The following is a 20,043-nucleotide window of genomic DNA, read 5'->3' as shown; positions in this document are numbered from 1 at the left end:
CGCAACGTCCCCCCATCGCCCCACGCCGCACGATAGGCCGGTGTCGTTCAAGGGGGGAGCGGCGCTCCGGCAGCTTCCCGGACACTCGCACACGGGAAGAGACAGATGCGCAGCAAGAAGCCCCTTATCGCCGGCACGGCCGTGACCAACGGCAGCAACGTCCTGTATACCGACGGCTATGGCGTGACGAAGACCGTCGAGCAGTTCGCCACCTACGATACGATCGCCATCAACGCCGCCAATCCGGCGGGCACGGTCACCCTGACGATGGCGAACACCGGCAAGATTGACCTGACCAATGCGCTCGACGGGAAGCGCGCCGCCCTCGTCACGGCGTCGGCCGAGGGCAACGAGATCATCACGGGCGACAAGGACGATACGCTGTACGGCGCCGCCGGCACCGACACGCTACGCGGCGGTGCGGGCAGGGACACGATCTTCGGGCATGGCGGCAACGACGTGCTCGACGGTGGCGACGGGGACGACCTGCTGAACGGCAATGCCGGCGACGACACCATCGTGGGCGGTGCGGGCGACGATACGATCTACGACGACAGCGGGCGGCTGGACATCGATGCGGGCGCGGGTAACGACATCATCGGTATCGGTGACGGCCGTGTCGGCGTGATCGACGGCGGCGCGGATCGCGACACGTTGTACGCGCCCGGCAATCTCACCGGACTGGATATCCGCAACGTCGAGGTGCTGGCCACCAGCGGGTTCGGCATCACCGCGACGGTCGCGCAGCTCGATGCGTTCGACGTGATCCTCACCAACGAGGCGAACCCGCAAAGTTCCGTCACCATCGTGGTGGCCGACGGCGGCCGGATCGACCTGTCCGACGAACTCGACGGGAAGCGCGCCGCCCTCGTCACGGCGTCGGCCGACGGCAACGAGATCATCACGGGCGACAAGGACGATACGCTGTACGGCGCCGCCGGCAACGACACGCTGCGCGGCGGTGCGGGCAGGGACACGATCTTCGGGCATGGCGGCAACGACGTGCTCGACGGTGGCGACGGGGACGACCTGCTGAACGGCAATGCCGGCGACGACACCATCGTGGGCGGTGCGGGCGACGATACGATCTACGACGACAGCGGGCGGCTGGACATCGATGCGGGCGCGGGTAACGACATCATCGGTATCGGTGACGGCCGTGTCGGCGTGATCGACGGCGGCGCGGATCGCGACACGTTGTACGCGCCCGGCAATCTCACCGGACTGGATATCCGCAACGTCGAGGTGCTGGCCACCAGCGGGTTCGGCATCACCGCGACGGTCGCGCAGCTCGATGCGTTCGACGTGATCGTCACCAACGAGGCGAACCCGCAAAGTTCCGTCACCATCGTGGTGGCCGACGGCGGCCGGATCGACCTGTCCGACGAACTCGACGGGAAGCGCGCCGCCCTCGTCACGGCGTCGGCCGAGGGCAACGAGATCATCACGGGCGACAAGGACGATACGCTGTACGGCGCCGCCGGCACCGACACGCTACGCGGCGGTGCGGGCAGGGACACGATCTTCGGGCATGGCGGCAACGACGTGCTCGACGGTGGCGACGGGGACGACCTGCTGAACGGCAATGCCGGCGACGACACCATCGTGGGCGGTGCGGGCGACGATACGATCTACGACGACAGCGGGCGGCTGGACATCGATGCGGGCGCGGGTAACGACATCATCGGTATCGGTGACGGCCGTGTCGGCGTGATCGACGGCGGCGCGGATCGCGACACGTTGTACGCGCCCGGCAATCTCACCGGACTGGATATCCGCAACGTCGAGGTGCTGGCCACCAGCGGGTTCGGCATCACCGCGACGGTCGCGCAGCTCGATGCGTTCGACGTGATCCTCACCAACGAGGCGAACCCGCAGAGCGACGTGACGCTGACGCTGGCCGACGGTGGCAAGCTGGACCTGAGCGACGAGCTGGCGGGGCAGCGTGCGGTCACCGTGCAGGCCTCGGCGCTGGGCAACGACATCACCGCCGGCGACAAGAACGACAGCCTCTACGGCGGCATCGGCAACGACGTGCTGCGCGGCGGGGCGGGGCGCGACCTGATCCGCGGCGGGGGCGGCAACGACACGCTGGACGGCGGCGATGGCAACGATTCGCTGAACGGCAGCGCGGGTGACGACATCGTCCTGGGCGGTGCGGGCGATGACACGATCACCGACGACAGCGGGCGGCTGGACATCGACGGCGGCGCGGGTGCCGACACGATCGCGGTCGGCGACCATCGTGTCGGCAGGGTCGATGGCGGCGCGGACAGCGACATCCTGTATGCCTATGGCGACATCACCGGCATGACGATCAGCAATGTCGAGACGCTGGGCACCAGCGGTTACGGCATCACCGGCACGGTCGCTCAGTTCGAGGCGTTCGACACGATCGCGGTCAGCGACACCAACCGGACGAGCGATGTGGTGCTGACGCTGGCGGACGGCGGCACGCTGGACCTGTCGGACGAGCTGGAGGGCAAGCGCGGCGCGGTCGTGACCACCTCCGCGCTCGGTAACGAGGTGATCGGCGGCGACAAGAACGATGTGTTCTACGGTCGCGACGCCAACGACATCCTGCGCGGCGGGCTGGGCAACGACACGCTGCACGGCAACAAGGGCGACGATACGCTGGACGGCGGCGCGGGCGACGACACGCTGCTGGGCGGCGAGGGCAACGACGTCTTCATCACCGGGCTCGGCAACGACACAATCTATGGCGGCACGGGCACCAACCGCGCGTCGTTCGGCGGGGCGTTCGCGACCTACACGCTGGGCTACTCGCAGGGCCAGGACACGGTATCGTCGGGCACGGGCATGACCCGGATGGCGGATATCCACTATCTCGACTTCGCCGACGGCACCTACGACGTGCGCACCGCGACGTTCACCCCGAAGGTGACGGGCGTGACGATCAACGGCACCGCGGGCAACGACGTCATCACCCCGGCCAAGGCGCTGCCGGGCCAGCCGCTGCCGACGGGCAATGCGGACACGCTCTACGGTTTCGCGGGCCACGACCGGCTCGACGGCGGCGCGGGCGCGGATGCGATGTACGGCGGGACGGGCAACGACACCTATCATGTCGATGACGCCGGGGACCGCGCGATCGAGCTGGACGGCGAGGGGACCGACACGATCTTCGCCTCGGTCGATTACCAGCTGGCCGCGAACGTGGAGCATCTGGTCCTGACCGGCGCGGCCACGAGCGGGGTCGGTAACGCCGGCGCCAACTCGCTGAAGGGCAATGCGCTGGCCAACACGCTGAGCGGGATGGCGGGCAATGACGTGCTGTACGGCTATGACGGCCGGGACCTGCTGCTGGGCGGCGAGGGCAACGATATCCTGGACGGCGGCACCGGCGTCGACCGGATGGAGGGCGGCATCGGCAACGACATCTATTATGTCGACGATGCGGCGGACGAGGTGGTCGAGCGCGCCGGCGAGGGCACCGATACGGTCCTCAGCAGCGTCAGCTACACGCTGTCGGGCGAGGTGGAGAACCTCACTTTGATCGGGGCGGCGATCGCGGCCACGGGCAACGCATCGGCCAACCGCCTGCTGGGCAATGCCTTGGCCAACCGGCTGGAGGGCGGCCAGGGCCATGACACGCTCGACGGCGGGGCGGGTGCCGATGTGATGGACGGCGGGACCGGCAACGACACCTTCTTCGTCAACGAGGCGGGCGACCGGGTGATCGAGCGTGAGGGTGAGGGCAACGACACGGTCGTGAGTGCCATCGACTATGCGCTCGGCGACCATATCGAGAATCTGACGCTGGCGGGTTCGGCCGTGGTCGGCGCGGGCAATGCGCTGTCCAACCGTCTGACCGGCAACGCGCTGTCCAACCGCCTGATCGGTGGCGAGGGCGACGATACGCTGGACGGCGGCGCGGGGGCGGACCGGCTGGAGGGCGGCGTCGGCAACGACACCTATGTCGTCGACGAGGCCGGGGACGAGGTCGTCGAGCTGGCCGATGCCGGCAACGACACCGTCCGTTCGTACCTGTCGGACTATGCGCTGGCCGACAATCTGGAGAATCTGACGCTGCTGGGCGGGGCGGTGATCGGCCATGGCAACGCGGCCGCGAACAAGCTGATCGGCAACGGCGAGGACAATATTCTCAGCGGTTACGACGGCGACGACAGCCTGTTCGGCAACGCGGGCAGCGACGAGCTGATCGGCGGCGAGGGCAACGACCTGCTCGACGGCGGCCTGGGCGCCGACGTGATGGATGGGGGCAAGGGGCACGACACCTATATCGTCGACCAGAGCGGGGACGTGGTCTTCGAACTCGAGGACGGCGGCATCGACACGGTCAAGTCGTACCTGGGCTATACGCTCGGCAGCAACCTGGAGAACCTGGTGCTGATGGGCGGTGCACTGCGCGGCGACGGCAACGAGGGCGACAACAAGCTGATCGGCAACGAGCACCGGAACGTCCTGATCGGGAACGGCGGCAACGACAGCCTGCTCGGCAATGCCGGCGACGACCTGATGTTCGGCGGCGAGGGCAATGACATCCTCAACGGCGGCACCGGGGCGGACACGATGTATGGCGGGACCGGCAACGACACCTATTACGTTGACGACGCCGGGGACCAGCTGCGCGAGGAGGCGGGCGAGGGTATCGACACCATCATCACCACCGTCACCCGCAGCATCGCGGACAATATCGAGAACCTGACGATGGCGGGCACCGCGGATATCCGCGCATCGGGCAACGACGTCGCCAATGTGATGCGCGGCAATGCGGGCGCCAACACGCTGCAGGGCTATGGCGGCAACGACTTGCTCTACGGCGGCGACGGCAAGGACCTGCTGATCGGCGGTGACGGCGACGACCTGCTCTCCGGCGACGCGGGCGACGACTATCTGCTGGGTGGCGAGGGCGTGGACACGCTGATCGGCGGTGCCGGCGCGGACACGATGGAAGGCGGTGCGGGGAACGACAGCTTCCTCTTCACCTCCGCCAGCGACGCGAACGGCGATCAGGTGCTCGACTTCGCCACCGGCGATCGCCTGAACCTTAGCCGGATCGACGCGGTGGCGGGCAACGCGGCGAACGAGGCGTTCACCTTCCTGGGCACCGCGGGATTCTCGGGCAAGGCGGGGCAACTGCGCTACGAGGTGGCGGGCGACAGGACCACGATCATGGGCGACGTCAACGGTGACGCGGTGGCGGACTTCGCGATCACCCTGACCGGGACGCACACCCTGCTCGGCGGCGACTTCTTCCTCTGATGGCCGCAGGCCGGCGCGGCGCGCCCCGCGCCGGCCCCGCTTTTACCGTAAAGGATCGGGACCATGTTTCACCACCGCGCCGTCGTCGCGTCGAGCTTGTCGCTCCTCGCGCTGGCCGCACCTGTCGCCGCCGCACCGTCGCCGGCGCCTTACCATATCGCGACCACCGTGGTGGTGGTCGCCTCCAGGATCGCGGACGGCTCGCGGATCAAGGATCGCCTGACCGTCGCCTCGCAGCGCGAGGCGGGATATTACGACCCACGGCTGACCGCAGCGACGCTGCGGATCGTGGTCGACAAGGTGAAGACCAAATCGGCCGGAAAGGCGATCGCCGCCGGGTTGCCGTTGGTCGGGCTGTTTGCCGGCGCGAACGAGAACAAGCTCGCCGGTCGGATCGAGATCGTCGAGTCCGCGTCGGGCAGGATCCTGGCCAAGCACAAGATCACGTCCGACGACGCGACGCAGTTTTCTGCCGCGGACGGCATGCTGAGCCTGGCGGACATCGGCACGTCGTTCCTGCCCTTCGGCGGACTCATTTCGCTCGCGGCCGATGTGGGGCGATCGGGGGCGAAACGTGACGACACGGAGGACAAGCTGGTCAACGGTTTCGTGATGCTGAGCTACAAGAAGCTGTACGGTGCCAACCTCTACAAGAGCTTTGCCGTCCGGCGGAAGGCGGACCTGACGGTACCCCCGCCGCTCGATTCCGCGCCCACCCCGACCGCGGCGGCTGGCATGGGGGGCCGGTGATGCTGGGAGTCGCCGATATGGCCGCTGTCTCGCTCGCCCGGGCCGAGCGTCAGCGCCGTCGGTCGCCGCCGCTGCGACGGTATCGAACCGTCGCCTGCCTGATCGCCGTCACGTGCGCGTGCGGGCTGGTCGGCCAGACAGCCGGTGCCCGTGCGCAGTCCGCCCCCACGTGCACCGCGGTTTCCGCCGAGATAGACGCGCTCAACGCGCGCCTCGTCGCGCGCAGCGCCGCGATGAACGCGGCGATGGCCGGCATGATGGCGCAACAGCAGGCGCAGCGCGACGCGATGGAGGCGCAGCGTCGTGCCGGTGTCGCGGCAGGGGTGGCAGGAGCTCTCCTGGGCATGATCGTCCCGGGTGCGGAACTGGTCGGTCCGGCGGTCGGGCGCGCCACGCGGGGTACGCCGCCTGTCGCATCGACGGCGCCATCGGCGGACGTGATGGCCGCGCTCGCCGACACCGGCGCGCAGGGGGAGGATGCGGTGCGCGCAGGTGCGCTGATGACGCAGTATCAGCAACTCGGCTGCCAGGCCGCGCCACCGCGCTGACGCCATCCGTCTGCCGGTACTGCCGCCACTGTCGAAATCGAGTGTACGCTGTCGGCGATGACCGCGGCGGTCGTCGGCATGCTCGGTTTCCCGATGCCTGACGTCAAAGCTGAGCTTCGCCGTTTGGAAGCGCAACTGCGTCGCCTTTCCCAATGTCTATCGGAAGGATGGGGATTGGAGGTGACGAACGATGACCAGCCAACCCGTGAATTTCGCCGACCCGGCCAGCCCGCTCGACATTCTGCCCGTGACGGGCCGTATCGGGGGTGAGGTACGCAATGTAACGCTGTCCGACGATCTCGACGACGTAACGCTCGATGCGATCCGCACCGCGCTCGCGCGCCACAAGGTGCTGTTCTTCCGCGACCAGCATCAGCTCGACGATGCCGGGCAGGAGGCGTTCGCCGCGCGTTTGGGCGATCCTGTCTCACATCCGACCGTGCCGGTGCGTCAGGGAACGCAGCATATCTTCGATCTCGATTCGACCGATGGCCGTGCCGCCAGTTCGTGGCATACCGACGTGACGTTCGTGGCAGCCTATCCCGCCGCTTCTTTCCTGCGCGGCGTGACCATTCCCGAGGCCGGCGGCGACACCCAATGGGCGAACACGGCCGCCGCCTATGACGACCTGCCCGAGCCGCTGAAGCGGCTGGCGGACAATCTGTGGGCGATCCATTCCAACGCCTACGACTATGCCGCGGTGAAGCCGGAGTCCTCGGCGGATCGGATCCGCTACCATCGCGAGGTCTTCGCGCGCACCGTGTACGAAACCGAGCATCCCGTGGTCCGCATCCATCCCGTCACCGGCGAGCGCACGTTGGTGCTCGGGCATTTCGTGCAGCGTTTCGTCGGACTCAGCCAGCCCGACAGCCTGGCGCTGTTCCAGATTCTGCAGAACCATATCCTGCAACCGGAAAATGTCGTGCGCTGGCGGTGGCGGCAGGGCGACGTCGTGATCTGGGACAATCGCGCGACCCAGCATCGCGCCACCGCCGATTTCGGGACGCAGCGCCGCACGGTGCGGCGGGTGACGATTGCAGGGGACGTGCCGGTGTCGATCGACGGGCGCCATAGCCGGTCGATCCGGCCGGAGCCGGAGGCGCTGCTCGAGGCGGCGGAGTGACCGCCGCGCTACGTAGCTGATGGATTTCCCTCCGGTCCCTGCCATCGGTCGGGGACCGGGGGTATCCGGTCTCGACGACGGGAGCGCGGGCGGCGACGTTCGCGTCTCCGCGTCAGGTGGTGCTGGTGGCTTTTCCGGCGCGCACTACGTCGATGCGTCGATCATCGCCGCCAGCCCGACGCCCGTAGCCGAGCGGTCGCGGTCGCGGGGAAAACTCCCTTAGCCCGCGAGCAACTGCCCCAATATCTCCGCCTCGACCCGCGCCAGCGCCGCGTCCGCATGGCGGCGCGGGCGTTCGGCGGTCACGGCGATGTCGCGGGTGATGCGGCCGTGTTCCATCATCACGACGCGGTCGCCCAGCGCCACCGCCTCGGCGACGTCGTGCGTCACGAGCAGCGCGGTGAACCCCTGCCGCAGCCAGACCCGCTCCAGCAGCCGCTGCATCTCGATCCGGGTCAAGGCATCCAGCGCGCCGAGCGGTTCGTCGAGGAGGAGCAGGCGCGGGCGGCTGACGAGCGCGCGGGCGAGCGCGACGCGCTGGCGCTGGCCGCCGGACAGCCGCGCGGGCCACTCGCCGGCCTTGTCCGACAGTCCGACCAGCTCCAGTGCCTCATCGGCCTGGGCACGGCGGTCGGCGGCGTCGCCGTCCGCGCCCACCTCGACGTTGGCGCGCACGTCGCTCCACGGCAGCAGGCGCGGTTCCTGGAAGACGACGCGGGTGCGCGCGCGATCGGTCTCGATCCCGCCGGTGTCGGGCGTCTCCAGCGCGGTGATCGCGCGCAGCAGCGTGCTCTTGCCGCAGCCCGAGCGGCCGACGATCGAGACGAACTGGCCGCTGTCGATGGTCAGGTCGAGCGCATCGAGGACGCGGTTGGCGCCGTAGGACAGCGACAGTCCGCTGATCGATACCGACGCCCCGCCTTGGGCGGTGGCGCGGGCGAGCGTGTGGACGGTGGCCATGTCAGCGGACTCCATAGGTGGGGTTCCAGCGCAGGAAGCGCCGCTCGGCGAGGCGGGTGAGCGTGTCGGCGAGCTTGCCGAGCGCGGCATAGACGAGGATGGCGAGGACGATGACGTCGGTCTGGCTGAACTCGCGCGCCTGATTGGCCATGTAGCCGATGCCCGAATTGGCCGCGATCGTCTCCGCCACGATCAGCGTCAGCCACATGACGCCGAGCGCGAAGCGGAGCCCGACGAGGATCGAGGGCAGCGCGCCGGGCAGGATCACGCGGCGGAACAGCGTCCATCGCCTCATGCCGTAGACGCGCCCCATCTCGATCAGCGCGTGATCGACCGATGTCACGCCGTGATAGGTATTCAGATACAGCGGGAAGAATACGCCCCAGCCGACCAGCAGCACCTTCGCGCCCTCGTCGATGCCGAACCACAGGATGACGAGCGGGATCAGCGCCAGGTGCGGGATGGTGCGCACCGCCTGCAACGTGGGGTCGACCAGCCGCCTGAACCCCGGCGACAGCGCCGTGGCGAAGCCGAGCGCGAGCGCGATCGATCCGCCCGCGAGCAGGCCGGTGATCGCGCGCGTCGCGCTGACGCCCAGGTTGGCGAGCAGGGTACCGTCGCGCAGCAGTTCCCACCCGACGTCGATGACCGCGGTGGGGGCGGGCAGGATCGTCGACGGAAGCGCGCCGGTGATCGAGGCCAGCTGCCACGCGGCGAGCAGCAGCACGGGCAGGACGAACGGCGTCCAGCGCGACCGCGCGAGCAGCGACGCGTCCGCGCGCGCGGCGGCGGCGCGGGCGGATACGGCGCGGGGGTCGGCGGCGCGGGCGGCAGGGGGACGGACGTCGGGGGCGAGACTGGCCATGATCGTCTCCTCAGCTCTTCGGTTTCCAGCCGGTCCACGCCGCCGCGGCGGCGTCCAGCTTGCGGTCGAGCACGCCGGCCTGCGTCAGATAGTCGGACACGCGCTGCTGGTTGGCGATGTCGGCGGGGCTGACCGGATCGATCGCGAAGGCATTGCCGCCATAGCGCGCCAGCATCGCGTGCTGGACCGCCGGCGGCAGGCGAGTCGCGGCGGACGCCAGCTTCTCTACCTCGGGCAGATGCGCGCGCGCCCAGGCCGCTTCGTCGCGCAGCGCGTCGAGCGTGGCGACGACGACCTGCGGGCGTTCCCTGACCAGCGCACCGCGCGCGATGGTGAAATTGGTGGCCGCGAGCCCGGCGCGGTCGATCGGCACTTCACGCGCGCCGAACCGCTCCTGCGCCAGCGCGCGATACGGGTCCCATGTCAGCCATGCGTCGATCGAGCCGTTGGCGAAGGCGGTCATCGCGTCGCCGGGGGCGAGATAGACCGGAGTGAGGTCCCTCAGCGTCAGCCCGGCTTTCTTCAGCGCGACGACCGCGCTCAGCTCGCTGGCGGAGCCCTTGGTGAAGGCGAGGCGCTTGCCCTTGAGATCGGCGGCGGCGCGGATCGGCGAACCCTTGGGCACGATCAGCCCGCCGGTGATGCTGCTGGGGAAGCTGTGCGTCGCGACATAGACGATGTCGCTGCCCGACGCCTGCGCATAGGCGACCGGCGTGTCGCCGACCGCGCCGAGATCGACCGAGCCGGCGCGCATCGCCTCGATCAGCGGCGGACCGGAGGGGAATTCGACCCATTTGACCGGCGCGATGCCCTGCGCGGCGAGGCGTTTCGCGACCTCGCCGCGCTGCTGCGCGACGAAGAGCACGCCGCCCTTCTGGACGCCGATGGTGATGCCCCGGCCCGCGTCGCCACCCCCGCCGCAGGCCGCGAGCAGCAGCGCCACTCCGGCACCGAGCAGCGTGCGCCGCTTCATTCCGCCGCCTCCGCGAGCGCGACCCGGCTGGCGGGATGACGCGGGAAGGGCAGGCCGAGATGCTCGCGCAGCGTGTCGCCGTCATAATCCTCGCGGAAGCGGCCGCGGCGGCGCAGCTCGGGCAGGACGTGCGCGATGAAGTCGTCGAGATGGTCGGGCAGGTGCGGCGGCATCACGTTGAAGCCGTCGGCGCCGCGCCCGTCGAACCACGCCTCCAGCTGATCGGCGATCTGTCCCGCATCGCCGAAGATCGTCCAGTGGCCGCGCGCGCCGGTGACGCGCAGGTGGAGTTCGCGCGCGGTGAGGTTCTCGCGCCGCGCGAGCTCCAGGAACAGCGCCGGCCGGCTCTTGCGGCCGTCGACCTCGAGCCAGTCGGGGAGGGGCTTGTCGGGGTCGTGGTCGAGCAGCCGGTCGTCCTCGAACGTGCGCGCCAGGAAGCGCGCGCCGATCTCGTCATGGACCAGTGCCTGCAATTCCTCGTACTTCTCACGCGCGTGGCGTTCGCTGTCGCCGACCACGGCCATGACGCCCGGCATGATCTTGAGCGTGTCCGGATGGCGATCGTGGCGGGCCATCCGCGATTTCACATCGGCGTAGAAGGCGGCGGCGCTGTCGAGCGTCTGATGCGCGGTAAAGACCACCTCGGCGGTGGCGGCGGCCAGTTCGCGCCCCGGCTCCGACGATCCGGCCTGCACCACGACCGGGTGACCCTGGCGCGAGCGCGGCACGTTGAGCGGGCCGGCGACGGAGAAATGCGCGCCCTTGTGGTTCAGGATATGGAGCTTGTCCGGATCGGCGAACCATCCTGCCGCGCGGTCGCGCGGGAAGGCGTCGTCCTCCCAGCTTTCCCACAGGCCCTTCACGACGCGCGCGAATTCCTCCGCGCGGGCGTAGCGCGCCTCGGGCTCGGGATGCCGGTCGAGACCGAAGTTCTGCGCCTCCGCCGCCGCGGCGGAGGTGACGAGGTTCCACCCCGCACGACCGCCGCTGACATTGTCGAGCGAGGCGAACAGCCGCGCCAGCAGAAACGGCGGGTAATAGGTCGTCGTCGCGGTCGCGACGAGGCCGATGCGCTGCGTGCGCGCGGCGATCGCGGACAGCAGGGTCAGCGGCTCGAACCCCGCCCCCTGCGCAGTCCTCGCCAATGCCTCGGGCGCGCTGCGGTCGACCCAGCCGCCCTGGCTGTCGGCCAGGAACATCATGTCGAATTTCGCGGCTTCCGCCTTCTGCGCGATGCTGACGTAATGCTCCAGGTTGACCCCGGCGTCGGCGGCGGCGCGCGGGTGGCGCCAGGCGGCGACATGGTGGCCGGTCGCCATCAGGAAGGCGCCGAGGCGGATCTGGTCGGTACGCTTGGTCATGCGGTCTCTCCCGAAAGTTACAGGCGCGTGCGCAGGGTGAGGCCGACGGTGCGCGGATCGCCCGTCAGCCCGAAGAAGACGGCACCGTTCTCGCTGATGCCCCTGGTGTAATAAGTGAGCGTGTCGAACAGGTTGCGCGCCCACAGCGACGCTTCCCACTTGCCGTCCGCGCTTCGTACCCCGACGCGCGCATTGGCGAGGCCGAACCCGTCGACCAGCGAAAAGCGGCTGAGATTGTAGCTGGTGTAGAAGGACGAGCGGAACGCATAGTCCGCGCCGGCGAAGGCGGTGACCCGGTCGTTGACCGGCACGTCGTAGCTGCCGCCCGCGGACCATGCCCAGCGCGGCGCGGCGGGCAGCTGCCGGCCCGACAGGTCGCAGACGGTCGGCTGCCCCGGTGCGCGCTGTTCGAACGGGCATTGTGCGTTGGTGTAGCGGCGGTACTCGGCCGGATTCCACGTCGCGCTGGCGTAGAGCGACAGTCCGTCGATCGGGCGCGCGCGCAATTCGCCCTCCACGCCGTAGGAGCGAACGTCGCCGACGTTGGCGATGTAGGCGCGCGGCGGGACCACGCTCGCGTCGACGATGGTCGATTGATAGTTGCTGACGTCGGTGAGGAATGCGGACAGGTTGGCGGTCAGGCGGCGCTCGAACCACTCGCTCTTCCATCCGACCTCGTAATTGTCGACCTTCTCGGGCGCGACCACGGCCAGGTCCAGCAGCGGCGTGCCGTCCGATGCGAGCGGTAGCGTGGCGAAGTTCAACCCGCCCGATTTCTGGCCACGCGCGTAGGTGACATAGACGAGCGCGTCCGCGCCCAGTCTTCCCGACAGGCTGACCAGGCCCGACGCATCGCCCCAGCTGCGGTCAAGCGTGTAGCGCGCATAGACGGGGGTGTAGGCGTTGCGCAGCGCGATCTGCGCGGGGCTCAGCGTCGACAGCGGCGAGCCGCCGCCGCGCACCTGCTCGTAGAAGCCGTATTTGCGCTCCTGGGTGTAGCGCAGGCCCACGGTCAGATCGATCGCGGGGGTCAGATGCCAGACGCCTTGCCCGAACGCGGCGTAGCTGTCGGTCTCCGGCTTCGACGGGGCGTAGGTGAAGGTGCCCTCCAGCGTCGCGCGACGCTGCGCCGGGGTGAGCCCCGCGGTGCCCGGCGCGATCAGGAACTCGCCCGCATCGCGGCCATATTCGTTGCGGAACCAGCCGTTGATCGATTGATGGAAGGCGTAGAGCCCGACGACCCAGTCGATCGTGCGCTTTCCGTTGGAGGCGAGGCGCAGCTCCTGGCTGACCTGGCGCTGGCGGTCGTACTGATTGCCCTCCAGCGAGATGTTGAGTGCGGAGTAATCGGGGTCGTTGCGCGGGGTCCAGTGCCAGAAGCGGAAGGCGGTGACCGACGTGAGCGTGGCAGGGCCCAGGTCCCACTCGACATTTGCCTGCACGCCGCCCTGTTTCATGCGGATCGGGCCGAGCCAGTCGCTGTCGGTGATGCGGTCCCTGGGGTCGCCTAGCGGCGGATTGTAGCCGAATTGCGCGGTGCGCTGCGCGTAATTGTAGGGAATGGCGGCGCCATTGTCGTAGTTGGTCAGCGTACCGAGCAGGATCGGGACGCAGCAATTCTGCTGCTGTTCGGCATAATCGCCGATGAAACGCACGGTCAGGTCGTCGCCGGGGGTGAAGAGCAGCTGCCCGCGGACCGAATAATTCTGGAAATCGTGGACGCGGCGCTTCTGATAGGTGTTGTAGAGGAAGCCGTCGCGGCGTGTCGCCTCGAACGACAGTCGCCCGGCCACCTTGTCGCCGATCGCGCCCGACACGCTGCCGCGTCCCTGGAACAGCCCGAAGTTGCCGATGGTGACGTCGCCGGAGGCTTCCGTCTCGAAGGTCGGCTTCCTGGTCGACACGACGATCGCACCGGCGGTGGTGTTGCGCCCGAACAAGGTGCCCTGCGGCCCGCGCAGGATCTCGATCCGGTCGAGGTCGACGAGGTCGAAGCCGGACTGGCCGACGCGCGCGTAATAGACGTCGTCGACGTAGAAGCCGACGCCCAGATCGAGCCCGTTGTTGGCGGTCGCGACGTTGGAGCCCAGGCCGCGGATGTTGATCGTGACGTTGCGCGGGTTGGACGTGTAGACGGTGAGGCTCGGCACCTCCTGATAGATCTGCTGAAGCTGGTAGGCGCCCTTCTGCTCCAGCGCCTCGCCGCCCAGCACGCTGATCGCGACGGGGACGTCCTGGACGCTTTCGGTGCGGCGGCGCGCGGTGACGAGGATGTCGCCCGCGGGCGCCTCGTCCGCTACCGGGGCGGAGACGGCGGGTTCGGCGGGCGTGGCGACAGGTGCGGTGCCGGCCAGCAGGGCCGCGAAGAAGGCATGAGTCATCGTGTCGGATTTCCCCCGATCATCGTTGTTTCGTCGAATGCGTCGGACGCGCGCCCTCCCATCGCCGCGAATGGTGGTGCACGGCGCGCGCGGGTGGGCGGGCATCAGTCAGGTGAGAAGAGCGTCAGCCGGGGTCGAGGTGCATCAGAGTCTCCCGTGGTCCGCGGGAACACGCGTCCTGTCATGCCGACAGCACGGGTGCGCTTTAGCCGTTGGTCACGCGGAGCAAGCTGATCCCATCAAAAGCCGCGGGCCGCTGTGCGACCGTTGAATTTATACTGATCGCATAGGGATTAAACGCGAAGATAGTTTTGGTTGTCGCGACCATCGCCCGCGCTTGTCCGGGCGGGCGCGCGCCGTCGGCGACAATCGTCGATCGGCAATCCGGCTTCGCTCGGGACGCTTTGCCCCGGCCCGAAACGCCGTCGGCGTCCGCTCCCGTCAGCTAGGCAGCCGTATCGACCTCACCGCGCTCGGCGATGGCGTGCCTGACAGCCGCCTTGGTGATCTTGCCGTAGGCGGATTTGGGAAGCTCGTCCCAGAAGAGGATGCGTCGGGGGAGCTTGTAGGACGCGATCCGGCTCTTCAGCCAGTCGATCAGCTCGGCGTCGGCGAGGACGGCGCCCGGACGAAGGACGCAGACGGCGACCCCGACCTCTCCCCACACGGGGTCCGGCATTCCGACGACCGCGACCTCGTCGACCGCGTCGTGCACGAGGATCGTCTCCTCGATCTCGCGCGGATAGACGTTCGATCCGCCCGAGATGTACATGTCGGACGCGCGGCCGGTGATGAACAGGTCCCCCTCGGCGTCGAGGTGGCCCAGGTCGCCGGTCCGGAACCAGCCGTCGCGGAAGGCCTTCGCGTTGGCCTCGTCATTGTCGTGGTAGCCGGCGAAGACCGCCGGGCCGCACACGCAGATCTCGCCGGTCTCGCCGGCCGCCATCTCGATGCCCCGATCGTCCTGGATCGACACCTGCATCCCCGTGCGCTCCCGTCCGCAGGTGGAAAGCTTCACCCCCGGCCCATCCTCCGCATGGTGATCCTCGGGACGCAGCACCGTGATCGCCCCGGTGACCTCGCCGAGGCCGAAATACTGGACGAGGACGGGTCCGAGCGCGGCGAGCGCGCGCTTCTGATCCGCACGATACATCGGCGCGCCGGCATAGACGACGTGGCGGAGCGAGCCATGGTCGTGCGCCGCGATCGACGGATGCTCGACCAGCAGCTTCAGGATCGTCGGTACGGTGAACATGTTGGTGATCCGCCACCGTTCGACGAGCGCCCACGCCTGCCCGGCATCGAAGCGGTCGCCGATCGGCAGCACCGTCTTCGCCGCACGCGCGACCTGCGTGAGGAGGTGCACGCCCGCGCCGTGCGTCAAGGGCGCGACGACCAGCGACGCGTCGCGTTGGGACGTGCCGGGCATCAGGTCGCACAGGTGGTTGGTGACCACGAACGCCATCTGCCCGTGGGTCAGCACCGCCGCCTTCGGCCGCCCGGTCGTGCCCGAGGTGTAGAAGAACCAGCAGGGATCGTCGTGCTCGACATCGGCGTCGCGGAATGCGCGCCCGAGATGGGCCGCCACCAGCGCGTCGTAATCGGCCTCGCCGCCCGAGCCGATGGTGATGACGGTGGGGATCGCGCAGGCCGCGGCATGATCGGGAAAGGCGGCATCGCACACCATCAGGCGGGCGCCGCTGGACGCGGCGAGCCACGCGATCTCGGCCGGGGTCTGACGAAAGTTGGTCGGCACCCAGACCGCGCCGGCGCGGAAGCAGGCGAACATCGTCTCCACCAGCTGATGCGAATTGCGCGACTGGACGAGCACGCGATCGCCCTTGCCGATCCCGCATTCGCCCAGCACGTGCGCGAAGGCATCGACGCGGGCGTCGAGTTCGGCCCAGCCGAGCGTCCGGTCGCCGTGGACGAGGGCGATGTCGGCGGGATGCCGGCGCGCCGCCTGGCGGAGCATATGCGCCAGGTTCATGACCCGGTTCGACGCGCGCCTCATCGCCGCCGCTCCAGGATCGAGACGTAATTGGCGACCGCCGCGCCGCCCATGTTGAAGACGCCCGCGAGTGCGGGATCGCGAAGCTGCATATCGCCCGCCTCGCCGGCCAGTTGCAGGCAGGCCATGACGTGTTGCGAGACGCCCGTCGCCCCGATGGGATGGCCCTTCGACTTCAATCCGCCCGAGGCGTTGACGGGCAGGCGGCCGTCGCGCCGCGCCCATCCTTCGCGGACGACGCGGTGGCCCTCCCCCGGTGCCGCCAGCCCCATCGCCTCATATTCGATCAGTTCCGCGATCGTGAAACAGTCGTGCGTCTCCACGAGGTGGAGGTCGTCGAGGGTCAGCGACGCGGCGTCGAGCGCCGACCGCCACGCCCGGCGCGCGCCGTCGAAGGCGATCGGATCGCGGCGCGACAGCGGCAGGTGGTCGTTGGCCTGGACGCGGGCCCGGAACCCGATCTCTCGCGCGAGGTCGGCGGCGACATCGCGCGAGGCGATGACGAGCGCGGCGGCACCGTCCGAGATCAGCGAGCAGTCCGTCCGTCGCAGCGGCGGCGCCACGAACGGGTTCCGATCGGACACCGTGTTGCAGAAGTCGAACCCCAGGTCCCTGCGCATCTGCGCGTAAGGGTTGGCGACGCCGTTGGCGTGGTTCTTCGCGGCGATCAGCGCCAGCTCCTCGCTGCGGTCGCCATGGCGCTGGAAATAGTGCGAGGCGATCCGGCCGAACAGCCCGGCGAAGCCGCCGTCGACCGCCGCTTCCTCCGCACGGTAGCTCGCGCCGAGCAGGATGTCGCCGGCGACGGATGTCGGCACCGCGGTCATCTTCTCCGCGCCCACCACCAGCGCGACGCGACCGCGCCCGGCCGCGATGAAGTCGAGCGCGGCATGGATCGCGGCGGAGCCCGTCGCGCAGGCGTTCTCGACCCGGACGGCGGGAACGTGCGCGAGCTCGGGCATGGTGAGGGCGACCTGGGCGCCCTCGAAGCCCTGCCTGGAGAAGCCCTGATTGAACGCGCCCACGAAGATCCCGTCGACCATCCCGACCGGCACGCCGGCGTGGTCGAGCGCCGGACGCGCGACCGCGGCGATCAGGGTCTCCACGTCGGGCATGTCCAGCTTGCCGAACGGCGTATGCGCCCAACCCACGATCGCGGCGTCCGTCATTGATTGTCTCCATTGGATTGTGCGGTCCGGCCCCAGAAGGGCTGGGTCGAGGTCAGCCCGATGCCGGGGTTCAGCCGGTTGGTCGGGTCCAGCGCGCGGTAGAAGGATGCAAGCTCGGGCCTGGCGAGGTACTGGCGCCCGACGTTGTGCTCGGCGGGATATTCGGCCCCTTCCGCATCGAGCTCGCGCAACAGCGCCGACTTGATCGCCGCGGGATCGGCCCCTCGTGCGGTGACATAGTCGCGGTGGAAGACATGGCAGAGAAAGTGGCCGTAGCGCAGTACCGCGACGACCGCCCCGGTCAGTTCCGGAGGAAGCGGCGCGCACCAGTCGACGGCGTTGCGGGGCAGGGCGACGTCGAGCGCGACGATCCCGGACGTCGTCGCGCGATGGACCGCGCGGTAGCGAACGGCGGCACCGGCGGTGACGAAGCGGTGCAGGGTGGCGCGAGCCGCCTCGTCCGCGTCGCAGAGGAAGAAATCCCCGCTTGCCGACGGCCAGCGCGCCGACAGGATGGAGCGGGTCGCGTCGAGCGAGGCGGCATCGACCGTCAGGATGAGATGGTGTTCGTAGCGATCACGCCATGTCCGCATCCGCGCGGGCAGATGGTCGGGAAGCAACCGGCCCACCCGTTGCAGGACGCGATCGGCGAGGTCGCGGACACCGACCGCCATGCCCCACGCGTCGACGCGGGCCTTGGCGGCGAACAGCCACGGCAGGCGGCCGGTGCCCAGATGTCGGATCGCCATGAAGGTGTCGCGCCCGTACAGGTCGGCGATGTCGAAGGCGTCGCGGTGGATGTATTCGGCCGAGATGGGAAGCGGCATCTCGGCGGACAGCAGCGTCCGGCGCAGCGCGGCGAGGTCGTCCGGATCGTTGGTGCCGACGTAGAAGGAGCCGCCCGCCTTCTCCTGCGCGAACGTGTCGAGCCGGACGGCGAAGACGACGACGCGGCCGGCGCTGCCCGAGGCGTCGTGGAGGCGCCTGGCGTCCGCGTTGAACCGCGCCGGCGTCGCCTCCTCGACGGCGCGGACGTGGCTGGCGTAATCGGGATCGGACAGATGTGCGGCGGTGACGGATGCGTCCCACTCGCCCCGCTCCAGCCGCGCGAGCATGGTCTCGGGATCGTCGCCGAGCGCGATGCCCAGCCGGTTCACCAGCGTCATCCGCCCATCGGCGTCGACGCGCGCGAACAATGCGGCTTCGGTATAGGCGGGGCCGCGGCGCACCAGCGATCCGCCGGAATTGTTGCAGATCCCGCCGACCACCGACGCACCGAAGCAGGACGATCCGATCACCGAATGCGGCTCGCGCCCGATCGCGCGGACCGCCCGTTCCAGCTGGTGCAGCGTCGCGCCGGGCAGGCAGACGACCTGCCGGCCATCGGCGACGAGGTGGATGCCGTGCAGCCGCATCGTGCTGACGATCACGACGGGGCGGTCGATCCGCTCGTCCGGCGTGGAGCCCCCGGTCAAGCCGGTATTGGCGGCCTGCACGATGACGGCGACGTCATGGGCGAGGAGCAGCATCAGCGTCCGCCACAGTTCGACCAGGCTTCCCGGCCTGACGACGGCGACCACGCCCGGTGCCTTTTGTCTTGCGGGGCCGGGCTCTTCCCGGAAGCCCAGCCGATAGACGCGCGTCGCGCCCGGCGTCGTCAGGACGTGCCGTCGACCGACGATCGTCCGAAGCGCCGGGACGAGACCGTCCGTCACCGTGCGCCGTCCATCGACGTCAGCAGCAGTTCGAACGTCACGCCCACGGCGTTGCGGCCGCGCACCAGATCGCCATGTACGACGCCGGTATCCTGCCGGATCATGTAGCCGTGCAGCCGCGAGCACCCGTTCGCGCACACCTCTCCCGTCAGCGCCGCGACCTCGATCGCCGGCCCGGGCACCACCTCCAGGCCTTTCGGGCTCTGGACGACGGCCTCGACCAGACTGCCGACCGCAGCGACGATGCGCGCGCGCTCCATGCCGGCATCCCGGACCGCGGTCTCCAGCGCTTCGGTCACGTCCTGGTTGGGCTGCAATTTCAGAAGGATCGCGCTCATGCGGGTTCCGGGTGGAAGATGCTGAAGCGGGTTTCGGGATCGACCTGGCGGCGGAACCGGCCGTGCACGAGGGCGACAAGGTCGAGGTCGATCCCATCGGCACCGGCGATGGTCTCGCCGGGGATCAGGTGTCCGCCGACGAGGCGGCCGTCCCGGTCGCGGAACGCGGCATGGCAGTGGGTGAACCGCGCGCCCGCCTCGTCGATGCCGGAGCCGGCCGCACCGGCCACGATGCGGAGCGGCGCCGCCAGCGCATGAGGTCCATGGAACCCCATCGGCAGCCCGTCGCTCCCCGCGCCGCCCGTCATCAACCTGAGCCGATCGACGCTCCCGCGCGTCAGGACGAAGGAGCCGCCCGGCGCGCCGAGCATGTCCAGCCGCTCATGGACGGCGCCGAACAGGTCGCGTCCGGCCGGCACGGTCATGCCGACGGTCGGCGACGTCTCGACCGCGACGCTCCGCGCCCGCGCGTCGAGCGGCGCACCGGGATGCAGGACGGTCCTCAGCTTCGATGTGCGCGCGCCTCGCATGGATCCTCTCGTCGTCGTTGCGAGGGGATTAGCATTTCGCCGGAGGCGTCGAACGGTCGCGCTTGTCGATCG

14 protein-coding genes are annotated in these 20,043 nt (G+C 69.4%); 4 read left to right on the top strand and 10 right to left on the bottom strand.

Features of this window, described 5'->3' with window-relative positions:
- The first annotated feature begins 105 nt into the window (after window positions 1-105).
- From PGN23_RS18090 to PGN23_RS18075, 4 genes are all read left to right on the top strand, one after another.
- Entirely contained in the window at window positions 106-5,247 is a 5,142-nt protein-coding gene (locus PGN23_RS18090; RefSeq protein ID WP_335304491.1) for a beta strand repeat-containing protein, read from the top strand.
- Window positions 5,248-5,310: 63 nt separating this feature from the next.
- Complete coding sequence (locus PGN23_RS18085; RefSeq protein ID WP_335304490.1) at window positions 5,311-5,997, top strand: hypothetical protein; 687 nt, start codon at window positions 5,311-5,313, stop codon at window positions 5,995-5,997.
- A complete protein-coding gene (locus tag PGN23_RS18080) occupies window positions 5,997-6,545 on the top strand; it encodes a hypothetical protein (protein WP_335304489.1) in 549 nt (182 codons plus the stop codon). The genes PGN23_RS18085 and PGN23_RS18080 overlap by 1 nt, the downstream gene beginning before the upstream one ends.
- A 190-nt stretch (window positions 6,546-6,735) precedes the next feature.
- On the top strand, window positions 6,736-7,668 hold the full coding sequence (locus tag PGN23_RS18075; RefSeq protein ID WP_335304488.1) for a TauD/TfdA dioxygenase family protein: 933 nt from the start codon (window positions 6,736-6,738) through the stop codon (window positions 7,666-7,668).
- A 219-nt stretch (window positions 7,669-7,887) separates the two neighbouring features.
- Here PGN23_RS18075 and PGN23_RS18070 read toward each other — a convergent pair whose 3' ends face one another.
- From PGN23_RS18070 to PGN23_RS18025, 10 genes are all read right to left on the bottom strand, one after another.
- A complete protein-coding gene (locus PGN23_RS18070) occupies window positions 7,888-8,628 on the bottom strand; it encodes an ABC transporter ATP-binding protein (protein ID WP_335304487.1) in 741 nt (246 codons plus the stop codon).
- Window position 8,629: 1 nt separating this feature from the next.
- Window positions 8,630-9,493: an ABC transporter permease subunit gene (locus PGN23_RS18065; RefSeq protein WP_335304486.1), complete on the bottom strand. Its 864-nt coding sequence runs from the start codon at window positions 9,491-9,493 to the stop codon at window positions 8,630-8,632.
- A 10-nt stretch (window positions 9,494-9,503) separates the two neighbouring features.
- Window positions 9,504-10,466, bottom strand: coding sequence for an aliphatic sulfonate ABC transporter substrate-binding protein (locus tag PGN23_RS18060; RefSeq protein ID WP_335304485.1), 963 nt, complete (start codon window positions 10,464-10,466; stop codon window positions 9,504-9,506).
- The gene (locus PGN23_RS18055) at window positions 10,463-11,827 is read right to left on the bottom strand and encodes an LLM class flavin-dependent oxidoreductase (protein ID WP_335304484.1); all 1,365 of its coding nucleotides are present in this window, start codon (window positions 11,825-11,827) and stop codon (window positions 10,463-10,465) included. The genes PGN23_RS18060 and PGN23_RS18055 overlap by 4 nt, the downstream gene beginning before the upstream one ends.
- Before the next feature lie 17 nt (window positions 11,828-11,844).
- The gene (locus PGN23_RS18050) at window positions 11,845-14,208 is read right to left on the bottom strand and encodes a TonB-dependent receptor (RefSeq protein WP_335304483.1); all 2,364 of its coding nucleotides are present in this window, start codon (window positions 14,206-14,208) and stop codon (window positions 11,845-11,847) included.
- Between the two features lie 445 nt (window positions 14,209-14,653).
- Window positions 14,654-16,222 carry an acyl-CoA synthetase gene (locus PGN23_RS18045; protein ID WP_335304482.1) on the bottom strand — a complete coding sequence of 523 codons (1,569 nt, stop codon included), beginning with the start codon at window positions 16,220-16,222 and terminating at the stop codon, window positions 14,654-14,656.
- The gene (locus PGN23_RS18040; protein ID WP_335304481.1) at window positions 16,219-17,388 is read right to left on the bottom strand and encodes an acetyl-CoA acetyltransferase; all 1,170 of its coding nucleotides are present in this window, start codon (window positions 17,386-17,388) and stop codon (window positions 16,219-16,221) included. Before PGN23_RS18040 ends, PGN23_RS18045 begins: the two co-directional genes overlap by 4 nt.
- On the bottom strand, window positions 17,385-19,103 hold the full coding sequence (gene dld, locus PGN23_RS18035) for a D-lactate dehydrogenase (RefSeq protein WP_335304480.1): 1,719 nt from the start codon (window positions 19,101-19,103) through the stop codon (window positions 17,385-17,387). Before dld ends, PGN23_RS18040 begins: the two co-directional genes overlap by 4 nt.
- Window positions 19,100-19,441 carry a PCC domain-containing protein gene (locus PGN23_RS18030; RefSeq protein ID WP_335304479.1) on the bottom strand — a complete coding sequence of 114 codons (342 nt, stop codon included), beginning with the start codon at window positions 19,439-19,441 and terminating at the stop codon, window positions 19,100-19,102. Before PGN23_RS18030 ends, dld begins: the two co-directional genes overlap by 4 nt.
- Window positions 19,438-19,971 carry a PCC domain-containing protein gene (locus PGN23_RS18025; protein ID WP_335304478.1) on the bottom strand — a complete coding sequence of 178 codons (534 nt, stop codon included), beginning with the start codon at window positions 19,969-19,971 and terminating at the stop codon, window positions 19,438-19,440. The genes PGN23_RS18030 and PGN23_RS18025 overlap by 4 nt, the downstream gene beginning before the upstream one ends.
- Between the last annotated feature and the right edge of the window lie 72 nt (window positions 19,972-20,043).

The organism is Sphingomonas adhaesiva (assembly GCF_036946125.1).
Taxonomy (GTDB): domain Bacteria; phylum Pseudomonadota; class Alphaproteobacteria; order Sphingomonadales; family Sphingomonadaceae; genus Sphingomonas; species Sphingomonas adhaesiva_A.
The sequence above is the reverse complement of the archived record's forward strand: the minus strand, read 5'-3'. Positions and strand labels throughout refer to the sequence as shown.